Raw genomic sequence first — 20,254 nt, 5'->3', positions numbered from 1 at the left:
GTCGCGCCAGGGTGTTCTCGCGGGGAGGCCGCCCACCGTGGGGTTCTCACCCGATCCGAGGAGTACGCGCGATGAACCACACCCCTGGTGGCCCGCAGGACGACCACCGCCGCGACCAGCCCGTCGAGGGCACCGTGGTCCCCAGCGGTACGGGCCCGGTCGGTTTCACCGGCTCCCCCGCCCTGGCCACGACCGGTCCCTCGACCGCGCCGGTCTGGCCGCAGAGCTACTGGGCCGCGACGCCGCTCGCCCCCGGTGGCGCGGCCCCCACCCGTCGCAGGCGCTGGATGCCGTTCGCGCTCACCGGTGCCGGACTGGTCCTCCTCGTCGGCGGCGGGGCGGGCGGCTACGCCATCGGGCACGCGAACGCGGGCGGTGTGGCGACGTCGCAGACGGGCCAGCTCGTCCCCGGCACGACCGGGCAGTTCCCCGGACAGCTCGACGGTTCCACCGGTCGTTTCGGCGCACCGCCGGACCTGAGCGACGGCTCGGGCGGGCAGCTCGACCAGCACGACGGGACCACCGACGGGACCACTGGCGGAACCACCGACGGGACCACTGGCGGGACCGACGACGGCACCACGACCTGAGGGCGACGTCGGGCTGTTCGACACGGTGCTCCTGTCCACGGGTGGGGGTGCCCCCAGTGAACTCCCCGGCACGCGCGGTCGGCCACGTGCGATCGGACGAAACCACCGGGCCGCGAGCCCACCCTCCCGGTGCCTGCGACCACCAGGTTTCCGCGGTGTTTCGTCGACGTTGCGACGAGCCGCGTGCGGGGTTCAGCCGTCCCCGGGGGCGGGACGGCACTGCAGCGCCAGGAACACGTCGACGCGGTCCCGGATCGTGGAGAGGTCGCGGCCGGTGACCTCCTCGATCCGGGCGATGCGGTAGCGCAGGGTGTTGGGGTGCACGTGCAGCGCCCGGGCGGCGTCCTGCCAGGACCCGCCGTGGTCGAGGAAGACCCGCACGGTGCTCACCAGGTCGGCGCCGTGACGGCGGTCGTAGTCCTCGAGCTCGCCCAGGACGCCCACGGCGAACGCCGCCCGGACGGAGGCGGGGAGCATCCGCAGCAGCGACCGGTGGTCGCCGCCGGCCGAGGAGTCCAGCAGCACGACGGTTCCGTCCGCCGGCCCGGGGCGGGCGTCGAACTCCCCGAGGCGCTCGGTGGCGACGGCCAGCGCGCTCGCCAACCCCCCGACCCCGGTCACCGGGTCGCTGCTGGCCACGACGAGGGTCCGCCCGTCGAGCAGGTCGAGGGGTTCGGGCAGCGCCTGCGTCAGGCGCACCCCCAGGCCGGGTGCGGCGGGAGGTTCCGAGAGCACGGCGGTGGCGGTGCCCGCGTGCAGCCCGACGGCGATCCGCACACCGTCGCCCGCACCGACCCGTCCCAGCAGTTCGACGAGGGCCTCGACCGGGAACTCCGCTCCGGTGGTGCGGGCGAGCAGGACCCGCAGGGGTTCCTGCGGGTCGAGCGCGGCCAGCCGGGACAGCGCGGCGACCTCCCCCCGGGGCAGGGACTCGTCGGTGGCGGCGGTGAGGAGCCCGGAGGTCCGCTCCCAGCGCGCCGTGCGGGACCGGTGGGCGAACCGCAGTTCCGGGCGGAGCACCGCGGCGAGCGTGTCGAAGGCCCGGGCCGCCTCCGGGACGAGGTCCGCACCGGGGTGGTGGGCCACCAGCCGGGCCCGCGAGCGCGGCGGCCCGAGCGGCCACGACGTCACTCCGACGGACGGGGCCTTCCCGGCCCAGACGGCGACGACGAGCCCGGCGTCGAGGTCACCCGCGACCACCGGCACCGTGCCGTCGTCGTCGACCACCCAGCAGTCCACCCCGAACCGGTCCCGCACGAGGGCCAGTCCCCCGTCCAGCGCCCCGTCCGCGACGGTCTGCTGGATCCGCGCCGCGAGTTCCGCCGCGGGCGACGTCGCCGCCGGTGGACCGCCGACCCCCTCGACGACGGCCTGGACGACGGAGCCGAAGGAGGCGCCCTCGGGCAGCGTCGCGACGACGAGCCCCTCGCGCCGGGCGACCTCGACGAGTACGGGCGGGACCTCCCCGAGTTCCACCAGCCCCAGGACCAGTGCGGTCGCGCGGGCGCCCACCAGGGCCTGGACGAACCGCTCCACGCCGTCGGGGCGTTCCACCCAGAGACCGTTGGAGAGGACGACGGTCCCCGGACCGAGGAACCGCGACGGATCGGGCAGGTCGGTGATGAACGCGCCGGTGACCGGGAGTTCTCCTGCGGTGCCGCCGCCGACGACGACGCGCAGCCCGAGGGCGCGTACCCCGACCAGCTCCGACAGCTTCACGGGAGGCTCAGACCCAGAAACCCTCGTGCACCGCGGCGGCCTCGTCGGCGAGCGCCGGGCCCGCCACGCGCACGACACGCTGCCCGGCGTTGAGCACGGCGGCGCTGGAGAGGGCCATGGTCGGGTTCTCCTCGTGGTCCCGGGTGAGTTCGCCCAGCCGTGCCTCGCTCAGGGCGTGCACGACCCGGCCGATGCCCGACCAGTAGATCGCCCCGGAGCACATCGCGCAGGCCTCGGCGCTGGTGTAGAGCGTGAACTCCGCCAGCGCGGCGGAGCCGAAGGCCTGGAACGCGGCGCGGGCGAGCTTCAGCTCGGCGTGCGCGGTGCAGTCGCCGTCGGCGGGGACGCTGTTCTCCGACTCCAGGACGACGGCTCCGGACGGGTCGACGAGCACGGCCCCGAAGGGGTGCTGGCCGTTCTCGCGGGCCCGGCGCGACACCGCGATGGCGTCGCGCAGACGCGCGAGGTCGGTCTCGGTGACCGGGGTCTCGGGGGTTCCGGTGCTCACGGCACGACTCCTTCCGGCTCGCCGTTCTCCGCGAGCCAGGCGCTGCGGCGGGCGAAGAGTCCGGGGACGGCGGCGTTCGCCCGGGCGATGACCTCGTGCAGGTCCGCCGTGAGGAGTTCCCCGCCGCGGACGACGACCTTCCCGGCGACCATCGTCAGGTCGACGTCGGACCCCCGGACGGCGTGGACGAGGTTGTGGTGGACGTTGGTGTAGGGACCCGCGGTGAACAGCGGCGTCATCCGCGGGGTGTCGAGGCGCACGGCGATGACGTCGGCCTGCTTGCCCGGTTCAAGCGATCCCGTGGTCTCGTCGAGTCCCATGGCGCGGGCACCGCCGCGGGTCGCCATCTCGAGGACCTGCCAGGAGTCCATGGCCGCCGCGTCGAGCGTGCGCAGCTTCCCGAGCAGGGACGCCACCTTCATCTCCTCGAACAGGTCGAGGTTGTTGTTCTCCTTCTCGCCGTCGCTGCCGATCCCGACGGCCACCCCGGCCTCGAGGAGTTCGGCGACGGGGGCGAAACCGCTCGCGAGCTTCATGTTGCTGACCGGGTTGTGCGAGACGCCACCACCGCGGGCGGCGAGGAGCTCGATCTCGGAGGGGTCGAGCCAGACGGCGTGCGCCAGGACCGTGCGCGGGGTGTCGAAGAACCCCAGCCGGTCGAGGGCGTGCACGGGCCGGGCGCCGTAGCGCTGCTGGAACTGCTCGATCTCGACCTCCGCCTCGGAGCAGTGCGTGTACAGCCCCGTGCCGTACTCGTTGGCCAGGGCGATGGCGCGACGCTGACCGGCCTCGTCGGCGTAGAAGGGGTGTTCGAGACCGACCCACGGCACGATGCGGCCGTCGGCGGCGCCGGCCCACTCGCGCAGCATGCGCTCGTTGTCGTCGAGGGTGTCGAAGTAGTCGTGCTCGGGGTGGGCCCCGACGTAGTTCACGGTCACGAGCCGGTTCCCCAGCTGCGTGGCGGCCCGGGCGGCGCCGTCGAGGTAGCGCCACATGTCGACGACGGTCGTCGTGCCGGAGAGCAGACCCTCGGCGTAGCAGAGCCACGCGGCCGCCTCGGCCTCCTCGGGGCGCAGCACCCGGTGCATCGGATCGATGTGCAGCCGGAGCCACTCCCAGACCGGCAGGTGCTCGGCGGTACCGCGCAGCAGACCGGAGTGGTGGTGGGCGTTGACCAGACCGGGCATGAGGACCCGGCCGGGCAGGTGCTCCACGGTGGCGTCGGGGTGAGCGGCCTGCACGTCCTCGGGCGTCCCGACCGCCACGATCGTCCGGCCGCTGACGGCCACGGCCCCGGGGGCGAGGATGCGGTGCCGCTCGGGACCGGCGCCCGCGAGCGGCACCACGACGTCGGCGGTGTAGGTGGTGGTGAGGGGCACGGGCACAGGGTCCCAGAACCTCCGGCGGGCGGGGACCCCGGGACCGCGCGTCGTAGGCTGGCCCGGTGCGGGGACCGGAGCTCGGGGTGGCGGCGCTGCAGGTCGAGCGGGTCGCCCTGGGGTCGCACCCGGTCGACTACCGCGAAGCCTGGGCGCTGCAGCGGACCCGGCACGCCGAGGTCGTCGCGGGTGATCGACCGGACACCGTCCTCCTGCTGGAGCACGCCCCCGTCTACACCGCCGGCAAGCGGACGAACTCCTGGGAACGCCCCGACGACGGAACCCCCGTCGTCGACGTCGACCGCGGTGGGCGGATCACCTGGCACGGACCGGGACAACTCGTGGGGTACCCGATCGTGCGGCTGCACGGGGCGCTGGACGTCGTGGGGTACGTGCGCCGCCTCGAGGAACTCCTCATCGCGGTCTCCGCGCGGTTCGGTGTCGAGGGCTACCGCGTGGCGGACCGCACCGGCGTCTGGACGGGAGCCGAACCGCTGGCCCCCGGGTGGCGTTCGGAGGGCAAGCTCGCCGCGATCGGGGTGCGGGTCGCGAAGGGGGTGACGATGCACGGTTTCGCCCTGAACTGCGACACCGACCTGCGGGGTTTCAGCCACATCGTCCCGTGCGGTCTGCCCGACGCGGGGGCGGCGTCGCTGAGCGCCCGGTCGGGGCGCCGCGTCGGCGTCGTCGACGCCGCGGACGTCGTCGAGGAACTCCTCCCCGCCGCGCACCTCCCCGGCTGAGGGGACCCCGGCGACGGGCTCGGACCGGGGGTTCGGACCGGGGGCTCAGATCGGGAGCAGCTGGATCGCCGAACCCTTGGCGTAGCGGGCCTGCAGCGCGAGACGCTGCGAGGACGAGCTCGCGGCGTCGCGCAGGACGTCCCACATCTTGCGGTAGCGGGTCGCCCTCCAGCGCAACAGGTTCGCCGGTGGGTTGTCGGGGAAGAACGTGCGGTGGACGGCGGCGTAGTCACCGGTGCCGATCCCGTGACCGGCCGAGGCCTCGTGCAGCCGGACGTGCAGGGACGGGGTCGCCACCTCGACGAACCGGCCACGCAGCAGCAGTTGCCCGAGGAGGACCTGGTCCGAGCACGGGTAGCTGCCGAGCTGGTCGGTCCCCCAGACGGCCTCGCTGCGGATCAGCCCGGACAGGTAGGCCAGCACCGCGATCGAGGAGCGGCCGTTGATCATGTCGAGGAACTGCGCCATCCGGCGACCCGGGTCCTCGTCCCAGCTGAACGAGGCCAGTTCCCGGCCACCGCGGGCGGGACGCCCCTCGGCGTCGATGAGGTCCCAGGTCGGCACGGCGAGCACCACCCCGGGATCCGCCTCGAGGGCGGCGACGCAGTCCGCGAGGTTGGTGCGGTCGACGAGGTCGTCGGCCATCGCCCAGCGGAAGTACTTCCCGCGCGAGAGCTGGAACACCCGGTTGAAGTTCTTCGCGAGACCGATGTTCCTCGGGTTGCGCAGGTAGCGGACGCGGTCGTCGCGGGCGGCGAACCCCTCCGCGATCTCGCGCGTGCGGTCGGTCGAGGCGTTGTCGCAGATGATGAGCTCGAAGTCGGCGTACGACTGGTCCAGCAGCGCCTCGAGGGTCTGCTCGAGGTACGCCTCGCCGTTGTAGACGGGGACACCGACGCTCACGGTCGGCGCGTCCTCGCGCTCGTGGTCCCGCACCGTGGCCTCCTGCCGCACCCGACCCCGGAACCCGGCGTCTCCTGCTGCGAGGGTGCACCGGCGCGGGACGGCACCACAACTCTCACCTGGGGTGACACCGTCACCCCGGGCGGACCGTGCGTCATCCCTCCCGCCGTGTGGGGGAGGGACGACACCGGGGGTCAGAGCTGGGGTGCGACCTCGGCGGCGATCAGCTCGAGGTGGTCGAGGTCGTCCAGGTCCCAGATCTGCAGGTAGATCCGTTCGACCCCGGCCTCGGCGTAGCGACCGATCGCGTCGACGACCTCCGCGGGCGTTCCGGCGAGCCCGTTCTGCCGCAGTTCGTCGGGGTCGCGGCCCTCCGAGCCGATGTGCCGCGCCCGGCGGGCCACCTCCTCCTCGTCCCGGCCGCAGCACACGACGAGGGCGGAGGAGTAGGCCAGCGAGGCGGGGTCGCGCCCCACGAGCGAGCACGCCTCACGCACCCGGCCGAAGGCGGCGGCCGTGTCGGCCGGCGAGGAGAACCCGGAGTTGAACTCGGCCGCGTACTGCGCAGCCAGCGCCGCACCGCGCTTCTTCCCGGCCCCGCCGACGATGATGGGCGGCGGCGACTGGACGGGTTTGGGCAGCGCCGGCGAGCCCGTCAGCCGGTAGTGCTCACCGGCGAAGTCGAACGTCTCCCCCACGGGCGTCGCCCAGGACCCGGTGATGAGGGCGAGCTGCTCGGCGAAGCGGTCGAAGCGTTCCTTCAGCGAGGGGAACGGGATGCCGTAGGCGGTGTGCTCCTCCTCGTACCACCCGGTCCCGAGGCCGAGTTCGACACGGCCGCCGGACATCTCGTCGACCTGGGCCACCTGGATGCCCAGCACCCCGGGGTGGCGGAAGGTCGCAGAGCTGACGAGCGTGCCCAGGCGGATCGAGGTGGTGTCGCGGGCCAGGGCGGCCAGCGTCGTCCACGCGTCGGTCGGGCCGGGCAGGCCGGAGCCGCCCATCGTCAGGTAGTGGTCGGAACGGAAGAACGCCGAGAACCCGGTCTGCTCGGCGGCCACGGCCACCCGTCGCAGGTCCTCGTAGCTGGCGCCTTGCTGGGGTTCGGTGAAGATGCGCAGGTCCACACCCCGATCCTGCCGGGTGGCCCGGAGCCGAGCTCTGGCAGGGTCGGAGCATGGACGTCACGTTGCTGCCGGGCACCACCCGCACCCTCGAGCACCTGCTCGCCCGTGAGCAGAGCGGTTCCCGGTTGCCCTCGGTGGTGGCCGGTCTCGTGCGCGGCGGGAGCCTGGTCTGGAGCGCCGCCGCCGGGAGCACCGGGGTCGAGGCCCCCCTGGACGCACGGGACACCCAGTACCGGGTCGGGTCGATCTCGAAGACGTTCGTCGCGGCGGCGGTGATGCGCGCCGTCGAGGACGGTCTCGTCGGTCTCGAGGACCCGGTGCGCGCGCACCTGCCCGAGCTCACCGACGGCGTGGGGCGGGTGAGCGTCGGCCAGCTGCTCGGCCAGGCCGGCGGCGTGCAGGCCGAGACCGACGGGCCCTGGTGGGAGCGCACGGAGGGCGGCGGCTGGGACTCCCTCCTCCCGATCCTCGGCGCCTCCGCCGTGCGGCACCGCCCGGGCACCCGCTTCCACTACTCCAACGTCGGTTTCGGCGTCCTCGGCGAGCTCGTGGGACGGGTCCGCGACAGCACGTGGCGCGACGTCGTCGCGACCCAGTTCCTCCTCCCCCTCGGCATGTCGCGCACCTCGATGCGCCCGCAGGCCCCCGCCGCCCGCGGTCTGGCCGTGCACCCGTGGGCCGACGTCGTCCTGCCCGAACCCGAGCACGACGCCGGCGCGATGGCCCCCGCCGGGCAGATCTGGTCGACGGTCGCCGACCTCGCGCGCTGGGTGGGCGTCGTCGCCGGCACCTCGCCGGTGCTGCGGCGCGACACCGTCGAGGCGATGTGGGAACCGCAGAGCGTCGACGACGCCCGCGGGGGCCCCTGGTCGGTCGGCTACGGCCTGGGGTTGCAGCTCTGGAACGTCGAGGGCCGCCGTCACGCCGGCCACTCCGGGTCGATGCCGGGGTTCGTGGCGATGCTGCGCGTCGACGTCGAGACCGGCGACGCGGTCATCGCCCTGACGAACTCGACGTCGGGGTTCGGGGACCTGCCGAGCCGGTTGCTGTCGACCCTCGCGACGCAGGAACCGCTCTCCCCCGCACCGTGGGTCCCGCGGGAGGTCCCCGCCGACGTCATCGAGCTCGTCGGGCCCTGGTACTGGGGACCCACACCGCTGCTGGTCCGCGCCACGAGCGACGGCTTCGAGCTCGGGGGCATGACCGGGCGCGGGCGCGCGTCCCGCTTCGTCCCCGCCGGCGAACCCGGGACCTGGCGCGGGCTGGACAACTACTACGCGGGCGAACTGCTGCGCCCGGTCCGCGGGGCCGACGGCACCGTCGGCCACCTGGACCTGGCCAGCTTCCGCCTCACCCGCACCCCCTACGACCCCGGGGCCGACGTCCCCGGCGGGGTCGACCCCCGGGGGTGGGCACCTCGCGGGTGAGCCCGACGTAGGCTGGTGGGCGTGACTCTCGCACCGGAAGGGCGGCGGATGCTGCGCATCGAAGCGCGCAACGCCGAGACGCCGATCGAGCGGAAGCCGTCGTGGATCCGCACGAAGGCCCGCACCGGTCCGGAGTACACCGAGCTGAAGGGCCTGGTGAAGTCCGGCGGACTGCACACGGTGTGCGAGGAGGCGGGCTGCCCCAACATCTACGAGTGCTGGGAGGACCGCGAGGCCACCTTCCTCATCGGGGGCTCCGAGTGCACCCGCCGCTGCGACTTCTGCCAGATCGACACCGGCAAGCCCTCGCCGCTGGACCGCGACGAACCGCGCCGCGTCGCGGAGTCGATCGCGACGATGGGGCTGCGCTACGCGACGATCACCGGGGTCGCCCGTGACGACCTGGCCGACGGGGGTGCGTGGCTCTACGCCGAGACGATCCGCCAGACCCACGCGCACAACGAGGGCACGGGCGTGGAGATCCTCGTCCCGGACTTCAACGGCCGCCCGGACCTGCTGCAGCAGGTGTTCGACGCCCGGCCCGAGGTGTTCGCGCACAACGTCGAGACCGTCCCGCGCATCTTCAAGAGCATCCGCCCGGCGTTCCGCTACGACCGTTCCCTCGACGTGATCACCCAGGGCCGCGACGCCGGGCTGGTGACGAAGTCGAACCTCATCCTCGGCATGGGTGAGACCGACGAGGAGGTCCTCGAGGCGCTGGCCGACCTGCACGGTGCGGGCTGCGACATCATCACCATCACCCAGTACCTGCGACCCACCCCGCGCCACCACCCCGTGGCGCGGTGGGTGAAGCCGGAGAAGTTCGTGGAGTTCTCCGAGGCGGCTGAGCGCCTCGGCTTCTCCGGGGTCATGGCCGGTCCGCTGGTCCGCTCGTCCTACCGGGCGGGGCGCCTGTGGGCGCAGGCGATGAAGAAGCGCGGTGTCGCCCTCCCCGAGCAGCTGGCCCACCTGGACAAGGAGAGCCCCGCCGCACAGGAGGCGTCCAGCCTGCTCGCGCGCTGATCCGGGGCTCCCCGGCCGGGGCCGTATCCTTGCCCGCATGGCACGACGTGAGAAGCCTGCGGGCGCGACCCCGGCACAGAAGCCGAAGAAGCAGCGGTTCGCCCGGACCCGCCAGCTGAAGCAGGTCTACGACATGACCGTCCGGGTCGACCCGGGCGCGAAGTGGGTGCTGCTGGCGGCCCTGCTGGGGCCGATCGTGGTGGGTCTCGTCCTGGGCCTGCTCGTGGACCACCCGATCTACTTCACGATCCTCGGCGTCATGATCGGCGTCCTGCTCGCGATGTTCCTGCTCGGCCGGCGCGCCGAGCGCGCCGCCTACATGAACCTCGACGGGCAGAAGGGCGCCGCCGGGGCGGCCCTGAGCTCCATCCGCCGCGGCTGGACGATCGAGCAGGAACCCGTCGCCGCCGAGGCCCGCAGCCAGGACATGGTCTTCCGCGCGACCGGTCGCGCCGGGATCGTCCTCGTCGGGGACGGCCCGCCGACCCGGGTCAGGAAGCTGCTCGAGGCCGAACGTCGCAAGGTCAACCGGATCGCGCCCAACGTCCCGGTGCACCTGTTCACCGTCGGCGACGGTGGCGGTGAGAACGAGGTGCCGCTGCGCAAGCTGGCGTCGCGCGTCCAGCGCCTCAAGCCGCAGCTGACCAAGGACGAGGTGGCCACCGTGCAGAAGCGCCTCAAGGCCCTCGGCGGCATCCGTCCCCCGGTGCCCAAGGGCATCGACCCGATGCGCGCCCGCCCGGACCGTCGGGCCATGCGCGGTCGCTGACCGCCCACCCGCACCGCAACGGGGAAGCCCGCCGTTCGCACGACCGTCGAGGTCGCGCAGAGCGGCGGGCTTCGTCGTGCGCGGGGCGGTCAGCGCCGCACGACGACCACCTGGGCGGCCTTGTCGTGCAGTCCGCGGCGGTCGGGGTCGGTGATGACGGCAGGGATGACGATGCTCAGCAGCAGCGCGCGGGCGAAGCCGGCGACGAAGCCGACGGGACGCCCGTCCAGGCGCCGCACCGCGATCCCGACGACGGCGTGACCGATGGTCATCCCGATCGTGGACACCAGCAGCAGGTGCATGACGAAGAAGACCAGGAGCGGACCGAACTGGGCCCCCAGGGACGTGAGGAAGGCGCGGGCGATGAGGCTCGCGATCACCCAGTCGACGAGCACCCCGAAGAAGCGTCGCCCCCAGCCGGCCACGGAGCCGCGGCCCTCGGCGGGCAGTCCGAGCCGGACCCCGGCGGATTGCGGGGGCGTGTTCTCGATCGATCGCTCGGCCACCCGGTCAGCGTACGTGGGCCCGGCGGGTCTCCCTGTCCTCACCTCCACGACCTCGGTAAGCTACCGGAAACGCGGTCGTAACAAGCACGAAACATCGTGCCCCTACGGTCAGCGCGTCCGCGGCGGCTCGACATCCGGGCCGGATCCGTTTCTGGAGGTTGGATGTTCAGCAACGCCCAAGAGGTCCTCGACTACATCGCGAGTGAGGACGTGAAGTTCGTCGACATCCGGTTCTGCGACCTGCCGGGCGTGATGCAGCACTTCACCATCCCCGCGAAGACGCTCGACCTCGACGCGCTCTCCGAGGGCCAGATGTTCGACGGGTCCTCGATCCGCGGCTTCCAGGCCATCCACGAGTCGGACATGAAGCTCATCGCGGACCCGACGTCGGCCTTCCTGGACCCGTTCCGCAAGGAGAAGACCCTCGTCATCAACCACTCGATCGTGGACCCGTTCACGAACGAGGCGTACAGCCGGGACCCGCGCAACGTCGCGGCCAAGGCCGAGGCGTACCTGAAGACGACCGGCATCGCCGACACCGTCTTCTTCGGCCCCGAGGCCGAGTTCTACATCTTCGACGACGTGCGCTTCGAGACGAACCAGCGCGAGTCGTACTACCACATCGACTCCATCGAGGCCGCGTGGAACACCGGTCGCAAGGAGGAGGGTGGCAACCTCGGGTACAAGACCCGGTACAAGGGTGGCTACTTCCCCGTCGCGCCGATCGACCACTTCTCGGACCTGCGGGACGAGATGGTCGTGGAGCTGGAGAAGGCCGGTCTCAGCGTCGAGCGCGCGCACCACGAGGTGGGCACCGCCGGTCAGGCCGAGATCAACTACCGGTTCGACACCCTGAAGAACGCCGGCGACCAGCTGCTGCTCTTCAAGTACATCATCAAGAACGTGGCGCTGCGCAACGGTCACACCGTGACCTTCATGCCCAAGCCGCTGTTCGGTGACAACGGTTCCGGCATGCACTGCCACCAGTCGCTCTGGAAGGACGGCGAGCCCCTCTTCTACGACGAGAAGGGCTACGGCGGTCTCTCCGACCTCGCGCGCTGGTACATCGGCGGTCTGCTGCACCACGCGCCGTCGCTGCTGGCCTTCACCAACCCGACGGTGAACTCCTACCACCGCCTGGTCCCGGGCTACGAGGCACCGGTGAACCTGGTGTACTCGGCCCGGAACCGCTCGGCCTGCATCCGCATCCCGATCACGGGGAACTCGCCCAAGGCCAAGCGCATCGAGTTCCGCGTGCCGGACCCGTCGGCGAACCCGTACCTGGCGTTCGCGGCGCAGCTGATGGCCGGCCTCGACGGCATCAAGAACCGCATCGAACCGGCCGACCCGGTCGACAAGGACCTCTACGAGCTCCCGCCCGAGGAGCACGCGAACATCAAGACGGTCCCCTACGACCTGGGTTCCGTGCTCGACGCGCTCGAAGCCGACCACGAGTACCTCCTCGAGGGCGGCGTGTTCACGCCCGACCTCATCGAGACGTGGATCGACTACAAGCGCACCAACGAGATCGACCCGATCCGGCTGCGTCCGCACCCGCACGAGTTCGAGCTCTACTACGACATCTGAGGTTCATTGAGCCTCTGACCTGCGTAGACGCCCTGGGCCGTCGTCGCCAGTCCGCAACCAGTCCGCACGAGCGGACAACGCGGACGCGACGGCGGCCCTTGTCGTGTCGTCGGAGTCCGGCCAGAGATGCGCGTAGGTGTCCAGCGTCGTCTTCGCCGAGGCGTGCCTGACCCGGCGCTGCACCACCTTCACATCCAGGCCCTGCGAGATGAGCAGCGATGCGAAGTAGTGCCGCAGGTCATGGAAGCGGAAATCCTCCGGCAGGTCGATCCGGGAGCGCGCGCGACGCACAAGGCGATCCAGGGTCCATGTCGGCAACGGCTCGCCCTGGTCGTTGGTCAGCAGTGTCTCCGCCGGCCACCGCGCGACGTGCGGCGCCAGGAAGTCCTCCACCAGCTCGCGTGGGATCGGGATGGGCCACCTCGAGGACTCCGTCTTCAGCGGCAACCCGCCGGCCTGCACCGTCGGCGTGACGACACCGCGCAAGAAGTCCACGTCCTGGACTCGAAGCCCCACGGCCTCCGCGGTACGCAGACCGACCATCGCCCCGAGCAGTACGGCGACACGCTGCCGCTCTGGGAACTCCTCGAACAACGCCCACACCTGCTCCGTCGTGGCGACGTAGGCCCGCTGCTCCCCCGCCTTCGGCGACGTCCGCCGCGAGCACGGGGACCTCGGCACGATCCCGTCGTGGACGGCGTCTGAGAACACCTGACCAAGGCGACCGTGAAGCGCGTAGACGTAGCTGGCCGCCAAGCCCTCGGCCTGCAGCCGCGCGAGCCAGGAACGGACGTGTGACGGCCTCACGTCAGCCAGGCGCATGGTTCCGAACTCGGCAACGATCCGGGCCAGGTGGACGTCGGCCTGCCTCACCGTCGAGGCCCTCTTGCCTGCGTACCCGTCGCGCCACGTCGCGCACCACTCCCCTACGGTCAGCTTCGCCGTCTTGGGGTCGATGTAGGTGCCGCTCTGGACCGACGTCGTGACGCCGTCGAGCCATGCCTGTGCGTCGACCTTTCGAGGGAAGTGCCTGGCGTGCTCCTTGCCAGTGGCGTCCCGGTAGCGGGCCCGCCAACGGCCGTCAGGGCGCTTCGCGATCGAGGCCAAGGCCCGGCCTCCACTCCTCGATTACCGACTGTGGCGTGATCTTCAGCACCTCTCGTGCTGCAGCGAGGCGCCCCGCGTGCTCATCAGTGCCGTAGCCCTCCAGCGCAGGAAGACCCTCGAGCAGACTCCTGTGCGTGGCGTCGATCAGACTCAGGTCTCGGTGCACCCGATGACGCACCTTCGGTAGAAGCTCCACGTCGAACGTGATGGAGCGGACCAGCTCCTGTTCATCCGGATCAGCCACCAGGCCATCTACGGACGTCTCGAAGATGCGCGCCAAGGCCAAGGCCTCCGTCATCTTGAGCGACCGCTCGCCCTTTTCCAGCCGGCTGACCGTGTTCTGGTGCCACTTGAAGCCGTGCTCGGCCATGCGTCGCGCGACATCCTCCTGGGACCAGTCCCTGCGCTCTCGTGCCCGGGCCACGTTGCGCGCAAGACGCGCCTCGTCATCCTCCACCCCTGCGGTCATCCGGTTCATGGATAGGACCCTACAACACCATGACTTGACGTGACTACCCCATAGCCCCCATGCTCACCGCAGGACGTAGTGGCGTCCTACGACGAAAGGGGATGAAGTGGACCTCGAGTACGTGGACACGAAGTGGGTCGCCGGCCGCACGGGGACCCCCGAGGCCACCTGGCGCTGGTGGGTGCACATCGGCCAGGGACCGCGGCACTACAAGATCGGCCGCCTCGTCCGCTACAAGCCCGGCGAGGTTCTCGCGTGGATCGAGGCACAAGCCGTCCACCCGGCTGCCTGAACAACCCGAAACGGAACCCCCAGTGTCCGTCATCGGACCCGCGGGCCATCGAGAAGCGGAAACGCGAATGACCCCAGAACGACGAGCGGCGCCCCCCGCCACAGGAAGCGCCGCCCCAACCGTTACGAACCCCACCGACGAAGTTCCCCTCCAGAGTAGCTTCCATGCGGACCTCCTCGCATCTGTCAGCGGTCGCCTCGCAGCCATCACGGCCACCGAGCTGGTCGATCCAGATACGGGCGAGAAGCACTACCGGCTGCGTCCCTTCTTCACGCTGAAGGCCGCCGAGAACGCCGTCCGCGCCGCCTGGGATCGCGGTCAGCGCGCCGAAGTCGTCGTCGTCCACCTCACCGCCGTCCGCATCGGGGGCGATCTGTGATGGACCTCGCCCGCATCGCCCCCGATCGCTACGCCTGGTACTTGTGTGGCTGGGAGAACGGCTTCCTCGCCGGCGCCGAACAGGAACGCGCGGACCAGGTCGCCATGTTCACCCCCGAGGCCATCGCCTCCGTGAAACGCGCCGCCGCAACGGATACGCAGACAGCACGAACCCGCATCAACTGCCCCGGCCGCACCCCTGAAGAGATCCGGCGACGTGCCTACGAATCCTGGGGACTCACCCCGCAGGAGGTGGCGGCCTGATGGACGACACCTACTACGACGGGGAAGTTCCCCCGCCCTGGGATGAGCCCTCGCTGCTCGAGGTCCGTGGCCGCGAGAACGGGTGGTTCTCCTCCGCCGCCGAGCTGATGAACCGCGAGTTCCCCGAACCCAAGTACGCCGTCCCAGGACTCATCTGCGAAGGATTCAACCTCTTCGTCGGTGCCCCGAAGATCGGCAAGTCGTGGTTCTGCCTGGGCCTCGGCCTGGCCATCGCCGCCGGCGGGAAGGCGCTCGGAAAGATCGACGTCGAGCAGGGCGCGGTCCTCTACGCCGCGCTCGAGGACACCCCCCGGCGCCTGCAGAGCCGCCTGCGGATCCTCCTCGGCGACAAGCCCGTCCCCTCCGACTTCCACATCGTCACCTGGCTCCCGACGATGCCCGACGGCATCAACGCCATCGACTCCTGGCTCACCGCGACCCCGCACGCTCGCCTCGTCATCGTCGACGTCCTGCGCAAGATCCGACCCCCCGAGGGTGGCCGCAACAGCGACCTCTACGCCCAGGACTACGCGGTCATCTCCCAGCTCAAGGCCCTCGCCGACAAGCACTCCGTGGCCGTCGTCGCCGTCCACCACACCCGCAAGTCCAGCGACGAGAACGACGTCTTCAACGAGGTCAGCGGCTCCACCGGACTGACCGGCGCCGCCGACGCCATCCTCATCGCCAAGCGCGGACGCAACAGTGCCGACGCCGTCCTCTCCGTCACCGGCCGCGACGTCCCCGAGAACGACTACGGACTCGCGTTCGACCCCACCAGCTGCGCCTGGACCCTCCTCGACGAGCCCGTCCAGGTCCTGCAGATGGGAGACCTCCGCCGGCGCATCACCACCTACCTGCAGGACTCCCAGGGTGCGACGCCCAAGCAGATCGCCGACGCCCTCGGCGAGAACGGCAACACGGTGCGGCAGCGCCTGTTCCAAATGGACAAGGCCGGGGAGGTCGACAAGGCCGACGGGCTCTACATCAGCGCCGTAACGCATAACAGCCGTAACGCCGTAACGCCCACCCTGGACGTCGACGCTGGTCAGGACGACGGAGACGTCCTGCCGTTACGGCGTTATGAGCGTTATGACCCCCCTAAGGAGGCGTCGTGACGGCCCAGGAGGCCCTCGATCGCCTCACCCGGGCCGTTGCCGACATCGGCGGGGACGTGCCCTGCCGCGGCGACGACCGCTGGTACTCCGAAGACCACCGCGTCCGCGCCCAGGCCGCCAAGCACTGCACCGCCTGCCCCGTCCTTGAGGCCTGCGGGGTCTACGCCACTACCGCCGGAGAGCGCTTTGGCGTCTGGGGCGGGCGCGATCACACCCACACCACCACGACGAAGGAGAACGTCGCGTGACCGAACCCGTCTCGCCCATCGTCTGCCCCCGTTGCACCGGACCGCACGTTCCCGACGATGAGCTCGGTGTCCGTTTCACCCACCTCGCCGCCTGCATGCTCGGAGCCGCCGAGGACTCCCGCCTGATCGCTGACCTCGACGCCTACAGCTACTACCCCGGGTACGTCTTCACCAGGCAGGCCACCGCCGCCGAGGTCGAGCTCGTGCAGGCCACCGGCCGCCCCGTCCAGGACAGCGCACGCGTCGCCGTCCAGTTCCTCAGCCCCCACGTCCGCGCCCGACGGTTCGAGGTAGCACCCCAGGGGCCTGAGACCACCCCCTCGATCGCGGACTGCCCGGGCAGTCCGGTCAGCTATCCCCCCGAGCCCGAAATCCACACTGACCCGCAGGAGACGAAACCGTGAGCACTCCCCGCAAGCTCTCCCTCACCCTGGCTCGCGCCATCTACCGCGGCGAGGCCACCGTCAACTTCGACTCCCTACACGAGACACCCGACGGTGAACCCCTGGGCGTGACTCGCGAGACGTTCCGCGGCCGGCGCATAAGTTCCCCCGAACTCCTCGGCTGGGATCGCGAACTCCTCGAGGCCGAGACCACCGCCGACGTCATCGCCATCCTGAACCGACCGGAGGACCCCCAGTGAGTACTGAAACCACCACCCCCAGCACCGAGCCCACCCCTGACCCCCAGGAGGTGCCCGAGACGCCTCAGGATGCTCCGGAGAAGCCCGCCGGCGACCGTGAGGCCGCCAAGTACCGCACCCGCCTGCGCGAGGCTGAGGCCCAGCGCGACGCCCTCACCGCACGTCTTCGGGGCCAGCAGGAGAACCTCCTCCGCACGCTCGCCGCGGAACACCTCACCGACCCCGACGACCTCCTCCGCTACGGCACCCAGTTCGACGAGCTCCTCGACGAGGACGGCATCCTCGACGTCGAGAAGGTGAATACCGCGACCACGCAACTCCTGGAGCAGCGCGCGCACCTCCGCCGACCGCAGCCCCCTCGCCCGGACCTCTCCCAGGGAGCTCGCGGCGCCGACGGCACGACGTTCGGCAGTGGCTGGAACTCAGTGCTGCGTCGGAAGTAGCCGCTAGAATGGGCCCCGTCGACTCTCGGCGGGGCCCGTGGCCCACCAGGAACCGACAGCAGCCCAGGAGGGCAACCGAACGCGGCAGGCCGCAACGGAGCACCACACCCCGTTCGCACCCCTCCAGAGGAGCCCAGCCATCATGGCCATGAACACCACCACCGCGACGTCGATCATCCGCCCTGAGCAGATCGGCAACCTCGTCGTCACCCCCGTGACGCAGGCTTCCATCGCCACCCAGGTCTCGACCGTCGTGCAGACCGACTCCCCGACGTTCCGCATCCCCATCGTCACCGCCGACCCCTCCGCCGGCTGGGTCGCTGAAGGCGCTGAGATCCCCCTCTCCGACGCCCAGGTCGCCGAGCTCGACGTCACCCCGTCCAAGCTCGCCGCCCTCACCGTCATCACCAACGAACTCGCCGAGGACTCCACCCCCGAGGCCGCGACCGTCGTCGGGCAGGGCATCGCCCGCGACATCGCCCGCAAGCTCGACGTCGCGTTCTTCGGCAACCTCGCCTCCCCGGCCCCCAAGGGACTCGCCGGACTCGCCGGCATCACCACGGTCTCCGCGATCCCCGCCGCGTTCGTCACCCTCGACCCCTTCCTCGAGGCCATCGCCGCAGCCGAAGCCGCCGGCGTCACCCTCCGCGCGTTCGTCGCCAACCCTGCCGACGTCCTCGCCCTGGCCAAGACCAAGCAGGCCAGCGGCAGCCAGGTCCCCCTCTTCGCCCCCGACCCGACCGAGCCGACCACCCGCCGCATCTCCGGGGTCCCGGTCCTGTCCTCCCCGGCCGTCACCGCGGGCACCATCTGGGGCATTCCCGAGGACCGCGTCACCATCGTCATCCGACGAGACACCACCCTCGACATCGACAAGTCGGCGTTCTTCACCAGCGACCGCACCGCCATCCGCGCCACCATGCGCATCGGCTTCGGCTTCCCCCACCCCGCCGCCGTCATCAAGGTCATCAAGACCGTCTGATGGCCACCAAGCGCGCCGGCCGCCCCTGGCGTCGTCTCCGCGCTCAGGTGCTCGCCAAGTCCCGGGTCTGCTGGTTGTGCGGCGGACCCGGGGCTGACAGCGTTGACCACATCGTCCCTGTCTCCCTCGGCGGGCCAGAGCTCGACATCACCAACTGCGCACCGAGTCATCTCCGGTGCAACCTTCGCCGCGGGAACCGTCCCCCGAGCTACGGCCTGAGCCGCCCGAGCTACGACCTCGGTGGTTCCCGCAACTGGTGACCTGCCCCCACCGGGGGGACTCCTAGGGGTGGGGCTGGACTGCCCGGGGCAGTCCGGCCTTTTCTCTCCCCACGGATTTCCACCGACTTGAGCGGCACACCGAAGAGGTCCCTCCACAACGCATGGAGGGACCTCGGGGGGGTGGGATTAGCTCAGGAGGGCGTCAGCGTTGATCCCCACTCCAGCCTTTCTGAGCTCCTTGGCCAGGGGCGCCTTCCATCCTCCGTTTGCGTCGAGGGTGGTGTACAGGAATCCGGCGATGTCGGATGGCAACTCCACCCCTTCCTCGTACAGGAGCGCCACCTTGTCGCGGCCGAGCCGGCCGATGAAGAACCCCAGCTCGAGGATGACGTTCTGGCGCGCTCGAGGTTGGTCCTCGGTCTTGTCCTTCACCCGTCCAACGTCGTCCCCGGTCCCAAGGACGACCGCGAAGGCGGCTTCTCGAGCGGCATCTTCGAACTTCTCGATGATGGTTCTCCCGCCGTTCTCCACCTCCATGAGGATCGTTGGGTTCATGCCCGTGAGCTCGCGCAGGAAGCGAGCAACTTCGTGCTTCTTCGCGTCGTCGCGGCCATGGACGATGAACACGGTGCCGGACGTCGAAGGATGGGCCCCGTCACCCGGCTCGGGGAGTCCTCCGGAGATGTCGATCTCGATGAAGCAGGCCGTCAGGATCGCGGTTGCCCTCGCGATGCCGTCTCGTCGAGCTTCGTCGTAGACGCTGTCGGCCATGCCACCCCACAGGACGGTCGGGCTGTACTGCACGCCCTTCAATGCCTCGTACTGCGGGTTGGCGTCGCCGACGGTGTTTCGCAGGATGACCTCGTTCTCCTGGCGCCAGAGATCGAGGTCGTGAACGACGCCGTCGCGAGCCTTGTCGAGCTGTCCCTGGATCAGTTCCTTCTTGCGTTCGCGGTCCACCTTGCTCAGCTCCGATCTGTGCCGTCGACGGTCTTCTCGAGGAACTCCACGAGGACGGGGGGCGGGTTGAAGCCTTCGGGGCCTTGCTGGGTGCCCGGCCACCAGGCCGCGGCGACGGTGACGCCGTGCTGGGCCATCGTCATGCCGATGTCGGGCGGGAGGACGACGTTGCCGTCGACGAGGGTGCGGACCTGCCGCCGTGTGGACTCGTCGAGATCAGCCCACCACTGCTCTACAGCTTCGCGTTGAGTCATACGACCACCGTAGCCAAGCACTTACGCATAGTGTTGGCACATGACTCAACGCGCTGCCCGCGACATGGACGGGACCCTCATCAACCGTCGAGTGACTCTCTCGTTGACGACTGAAAGCAGGGGTGAGGAGCTCGTCACGGGGACGGTCTTGTCAGTCACGCACAGGCGGGAACCCGGAGGGGAATACGTCGTAGAAGTGGATTTCGAAATCATGGGTGGGACCGCGCACGTCACAGTGCCGAACACCACTCCGGCTTCCTGGACCTAACGAGAGAGCCCGACGGGGCGACGCTCATGACCGGAACCGCAGCAGCATCCACCCCGCGGCCGTGACCCCTACGCCCGGACCGCGCGCCAGTTCGCCGCCATGAACCGCCGTCACTGAGATCCGGATCGGGGAGCGGTCCTAGTGCGGGCCTCGATGAACCGGCGGAGGTGGTCGGAACGCACGCGACTCTTGCTCTTGCCCTTGCCGATGTCAACGACGGGCAGGTCGCCGCAAGCGATGCGGTTGTACACGGTGTCGCGGTGTACTCCGAGGCGCCGGGCGGTCTCCGGGATGGTCAGCAGGTACAGGTCCTCTTCCATGGGCCGACC

The 20,254-nt window shown here is 70.7% G+C and carries 27 protein-coding genes; 16 read left to right on the top strand and 11 right to left on the bottom strand.

Features of this window, described 5'->3' with window-relative positions:
• Positions 1-71: 71 nt before the first annotated feature.
• A complete protein-coding gene (locus tag AC0I8G_RS08555; protein ID WP_471729524.1) occupies positions 72-590 on the top strand; it encodes a hypothetical protein in 519 nt (172 codons plus the stop codon).
• Between the two features lie 192 nt (positions 591-782).
• Here the strand turns inward: AC0I8G_RS08555 and AC0I8G_RS08550 are convergent, their stop codons facing one another.
• From AC0I8G_RS08550 to AC0I8G_RS08540, 3 genes are read right to left on the bottom strand one after another with little or no spacing between them, the layout of a single operon-like run.
• Complete coding sequence (locus AC0I8G_RS08550; protein WP_471729523.1) at positions 783-2,309, bottom strand: helix-turn-helix domain-containing protein; 1,527 nt, start codon at positions 2,307-2,309, stop codon at positions 783-785.
• Between the two features lie 7 nt (positions 2,310-2,316).
• Entirely contained in the window at positions 2,317-2,817 is a 501-nt protein-coding gene (locus tag AC0I8G_RS08545) for a nucleoside deaminase (RefSeq protein WP_471729522.1), read from the bottom strand.
• Positions 2,814-4,196 (bottom strand): amidohydrolase family protein, encoded by a 1,383-nt coding sequence (locus AC0I8G_RS08540; protein ID WP_471729521.1) that lies wholly within the window; start codon positions 4,194-4,196, stop codon positions 2,814-2,816. The genes AC0I8G_RS08545 and AC0I8G_RS08540 overlap by 4 nt, the downstream gene beginning before the upstream one ends.
• A gap of 95 nt (positions 4,197-4,291) precedes the next feature.
• Here AC0I8G_RS08540 and lipB point away from each other — a divergent pair, with 95 nt between their 5' ends.
• Positions 4,292-4,939, top strand: a complete 648-nt coding sequence (gene lipB, locus AC0I8G_RS08535) for a lipoyl(octanoyl) transferase LipB (protein WP_471729599.1) — start codon at positions 4,292-4,294, stop codon at positions 4,937-4,939.
• Positions 4,940-4,984: 45 nt separating this feature from the next.
• Here lipB and AC0I8G_RS08530 read toward each other — a convergent pair whose 3' ends face one another.
• Positions 4,985-5,875 (bottom strand): glycosyltransferase family 2 protein, encoded by an 891-nt coding sequence (locus AC0I8G_RS08530; RefSeq protein WP_471729520.1) that lies wholly within the window; start codon positions 5,873-5,875, stop codon positions 4,985-4,987.
• A gap of 161 nt (positions 5,876-6,036) precedes the next feature.
• Positions 6,037-6,969 (bottom strand): LLM class F420-dependent oxidoreductase, encoded by a 933-nt coding sequence (locus AC0I8G_RS08525; protein ID WP_471729519.1) that lies wholly within the window; start codon positions 6,967-6,969, stop codon positions 6,037-6,039.
• A 50-nt stretch (positions 6,970-7,019) separates the two neighbouring features.
• On the opposite strand from AC0I8G_RS08525, the gene AC0I8G_RS08520 reads away from it, so the two are divergent.
• Genes AC0I8G_RS08520 through AC0I8G_RS08510 form a run of 3 tightly spaced genes read left to right on the top strand, consistent with a single transcriptional unit; the run spans position 7,020 to position 10,188 of the window.
• Entirely contained in the window at positions 7,020-8,396 is a 1,377-nt protein-coding gene (locus tag AC0I8G_RS08520) for a serine hydrolase domain-containing protein (RefSeq protein WP_471729518.1), read from the top strand.
• 21 nt (positions 8,397-8,417) lie between these two features.
• On the top strand, positions 8,418-9,419 hold the full coding sequence (gene lipA / locus AC0I8G_RS08515; RefSeq protein ID WP_328295597.1) for a lipoyl synthase: 1,002 nt from the start codon (positions 8,418-8,420) through the stop codon (positions 9,417-9,419).
• A 37-nt stretch (positions 9,420-9,456) separates the two neighbouring features.
• Positions 9,457-10,188, top strand: coding sequence for a DUF4191 domain-containing protein (locus AC0I8G_RS08510; protein WP_471729517.1), 732 nt, complete (start codon positions 9,457-9,459; stop codon positions 10,186-10,188).
• Positions 10,189-10,277: 89 nt separating this feature from the next.
• Here AC0I8G_RS08510 and AC0I8G_RS08505 read toward each other — a convergent pair whose 3' ends face one another.
• Positions 10,278-10,694, bottom strand: coding sequence for an RDD family protein (locus tag AC0I8G_RS08505; RefSeq protein WP_471729516.1), 417 nt, complete (start codon positions 10,692-10,694; stop codon positions 10,278-10,280).
• 162 nt (positions 10,695-10,856) lie between these two features.
• Here AC0I8G_RS08505 and glnA point away from each other — a divergent pair, with 162 nt between their 5' ends.
• Positions 10,857-12,281, top strand: a complete 1,425-nt coding sequence (gene glnA, locus AC0I8G_RS08500) for a type I glutamate--ammonia ligase (protein ID WP_380260126.1) — start codon at positions 10,857-10,859, stop codon at positions 12,279-12,281.
• 3 nt (positions 12,282-12,284) lie between these two features.
• On the opposite strand, the gene AC0I8G_RS08495 is transcribed toward glnA, so the two are convergent.
• Both AC0I8G_RS08495 and AC0I8G_RS08490 read right to left on the bottom strand, forming a co-directional pair.
• Complete coding sequence (locus AC0I8G_RS08495; protein WP_471729515.1) at positions 12,285-13,388, bottom strand: tyrosine-type recombinase/integrase; 1,104 nt, start codon at positions 13,386-13,388, stop codon at positions 12,285-12,287.
• A complete protein-coding gene (locus tag AC0I8G_RS08490; protein ID WP_471729514.1) occupies positions 13,363-13,866 on the bottom strand; it encodes a helix-turn-helix transcriptional regulator in 504 nt (167 codons plus the stop codon). The genes AC0I8G_RS08495 and AC0I8G_RS08490 overlap by 26 nt, the downstream gene beginning before the upstream one ends.
• 97 nt (positions 13,867-13,963) lie before the next feature.
• Between AC0I8G_RS08490 and AC0I8G_RS08485 the strand changes: the two genes are divergently transcribed.
• The 10 genes from AC0I8G_RS08485 to AC0I8G_RS08440 all read left to right on the top strand — a co-directional run bounded on the left by AC0I8G_RS08485 (position 13,964) and on the right by AC0I8G_RS08440 (position 18,482).
• The gene (locus AC0I8G_RS08485; protein ID WP_471729513.1) at positions 13,964-14,149 is read left to right on the top strand and encodes a helix-turn-helix transcriptional regulator; all 186 of its coding nucleotides are present in this window, start codon (positions 13,964-13,966) and stop codon (positions 14,147-14,149) included.
• A gap of 67 nt (positions 14,150-14,216) precedes the next feature.
• On the top strand, positions 14,217-14,528 hold the full coding sequence (locus tag AC0I8G_RS08480; protein WP_471729512.1) for a hypothetical protein: 312 nt from the start codon (positions 14,217-14,219) through the stop codon (positions 14,526-14,528).
• Positions 14,528-14,791, top strand: a complete 264-nt coding sequence (locus AC0I8G_RS08475) for a hypothetical protein (RefSeq protein ID WP_471729511.1) — start codon at positions 14,528-14,530, stop codon at positions 14,789-14,791. The genes AC0I8G_RS08480 and AC0I8G_RS08475 overlap by 1 nt, the downstream gene beginning before the upstream one ends.
• On the top strand, positions 14,791-15,906 hold the full coding sequence (locus AC0I8G_RS08470) for an AAA family ATPase (RefSeq protein WP_471729510.1): 1,116 nt from the start codon (positions 14,791-14,793) through the stop codon (positions 15,904-15,906). The genes AC0I8G_RS08475 and AC0I8G_RS08470 overlap by 1 nt, the downstream gene beginning before the upstream one ends.
• A complete protein-coding gene (locus AC0I8G_RS08465) occupies positions 15,903-16,154 on the top strand; it encodes a WhiB family transcriptional regulator (RefSeq protein ID WP_471729509.1) in 252 nt (83 codons plus the stop codon). The genes AC0I8G_RS08470 and AC0I8G_RS08465 overlap by 4 nt, the downstream gene beginning before the upstream one ends.
• Positions 16,151-16,558 (top strand): hypothetical protein, encoded by a 408-nt coding sequence (locus AC0I8G_RS08460; protein WP_471729508.1) that lies wholly within the window; start codon positions 16,151-16,153, stop codon positions 16,556-16,558. The genes AC0I8G_RS08465 and AC0I8G_RS08460 overlap by 4 nt, the downstream gene beginning before the upstream one ends.
• The gene (locus AC0I8G_RS08455) at positions 16,555-16,797 is read left to right on the top strand and encodes a hypothetical protein (protein WP_471729507.1); all 243 of its coding nucleotides are present in this window, start codon (positions 16,555-16,557) and stop codon (positions 16,795-16,797) included. The genes AC0I8G_RS08460 and AC0I8G_RS08455 overlap by 4 nt, the downstream gene beginning before the upstream one ends.
• 50 nt (positions 16,798-16,847) lie before the next feature.
• Complete coding sequence (locus tag AC0I8G_RS08450) at positions 16,848-17,240, top strand: hypothetical protein (protein ID WP_471729506.1); 393 nt, start codon at positions 16,848-16,850, stop codon at positions 17,238-17,240.
• A gap of 37 nt (positions 17,241-17,277) precedes the next feature.
• The gene (locus AC0I8G_RS08445) at positions 17,278-18,222 is read left to right on the top strand and encodes a phage major capsid protein (protein WP_471729505.1); all 945 of its coding nucleotides are present in this window, start codon (positions 17,278-17,280) and stop codon (positions 18,220-18,222) included.
• Complete coding sequence (locus AC0I8G_RS08440; protein ID WP_471729504.1) at positions 18,222-18,482, top strand: HNH endonuclease; 261 nt, start codon at positions 18,222-18,224, stop codon at positions 18,480-18,482. The genes AC0I8G_RS08445 and AC0I8G_RS08440 overlap by 1 nt, the downstream gene beginning before the upstream one ends.
• A gap of 147 nt (positions 18,483-18,629) precedes the next feature.
• Here the strand turns inward: AC0I8G_RS08440 and AC0I8G_RS08435 are convergent, their stop codons facing one another.
• The 3 genes from AC0I8G_RS08435 to AC0I8G_RS08425 all read right to left on the bottom strand — a co-directional run bounded on the left by AC0I8G_RS08435 (position 18,630) and on the right by AC0I8G_RS08425 (position 20,245).
• A complete protein-coding gene (locus AC0I8G_RS08435) occupies positions 18,630-19,403 on the bottom strand; it encodes a TIR domain-containing protein (RefSeq protein ID WP_471729503.1) in 774 nt (257 codons plus the stop codon).
• 5 nt (positions 19,404-19,408) lie between these two features.
• Positions 19,409-19,657, bottom strand: a complete 249-nt coding sequence (locus AC0I8G_RS08430; protein WP_471729502.1) for a hypothetical protein — start codon at positions 19,655-19,657, stop codon at positions 19,409-19,411.
• Positions 19,658-20,035: 378 nt separating this feature from the next.
• Positions 20,036-20,245, bottom strand: a complete 210-nt coding sequence (locus AC0I8G_RS08425; RefSeq protein WP_471729501.1) for a helix-turn-helix domain-containing protein — start codon at positions 20,243-20,245, stop codon at positions 20,036-20,038.
• Between the last annotated feature and the right edge of the window lie 9 nt (positions 20,246-20,254).

The organism is Kineococcus sp. AC630 (assembly GCF_979255925.1).
This window is presented reverse-complemented; position numbering and strand designations above follow the sequence as displayed.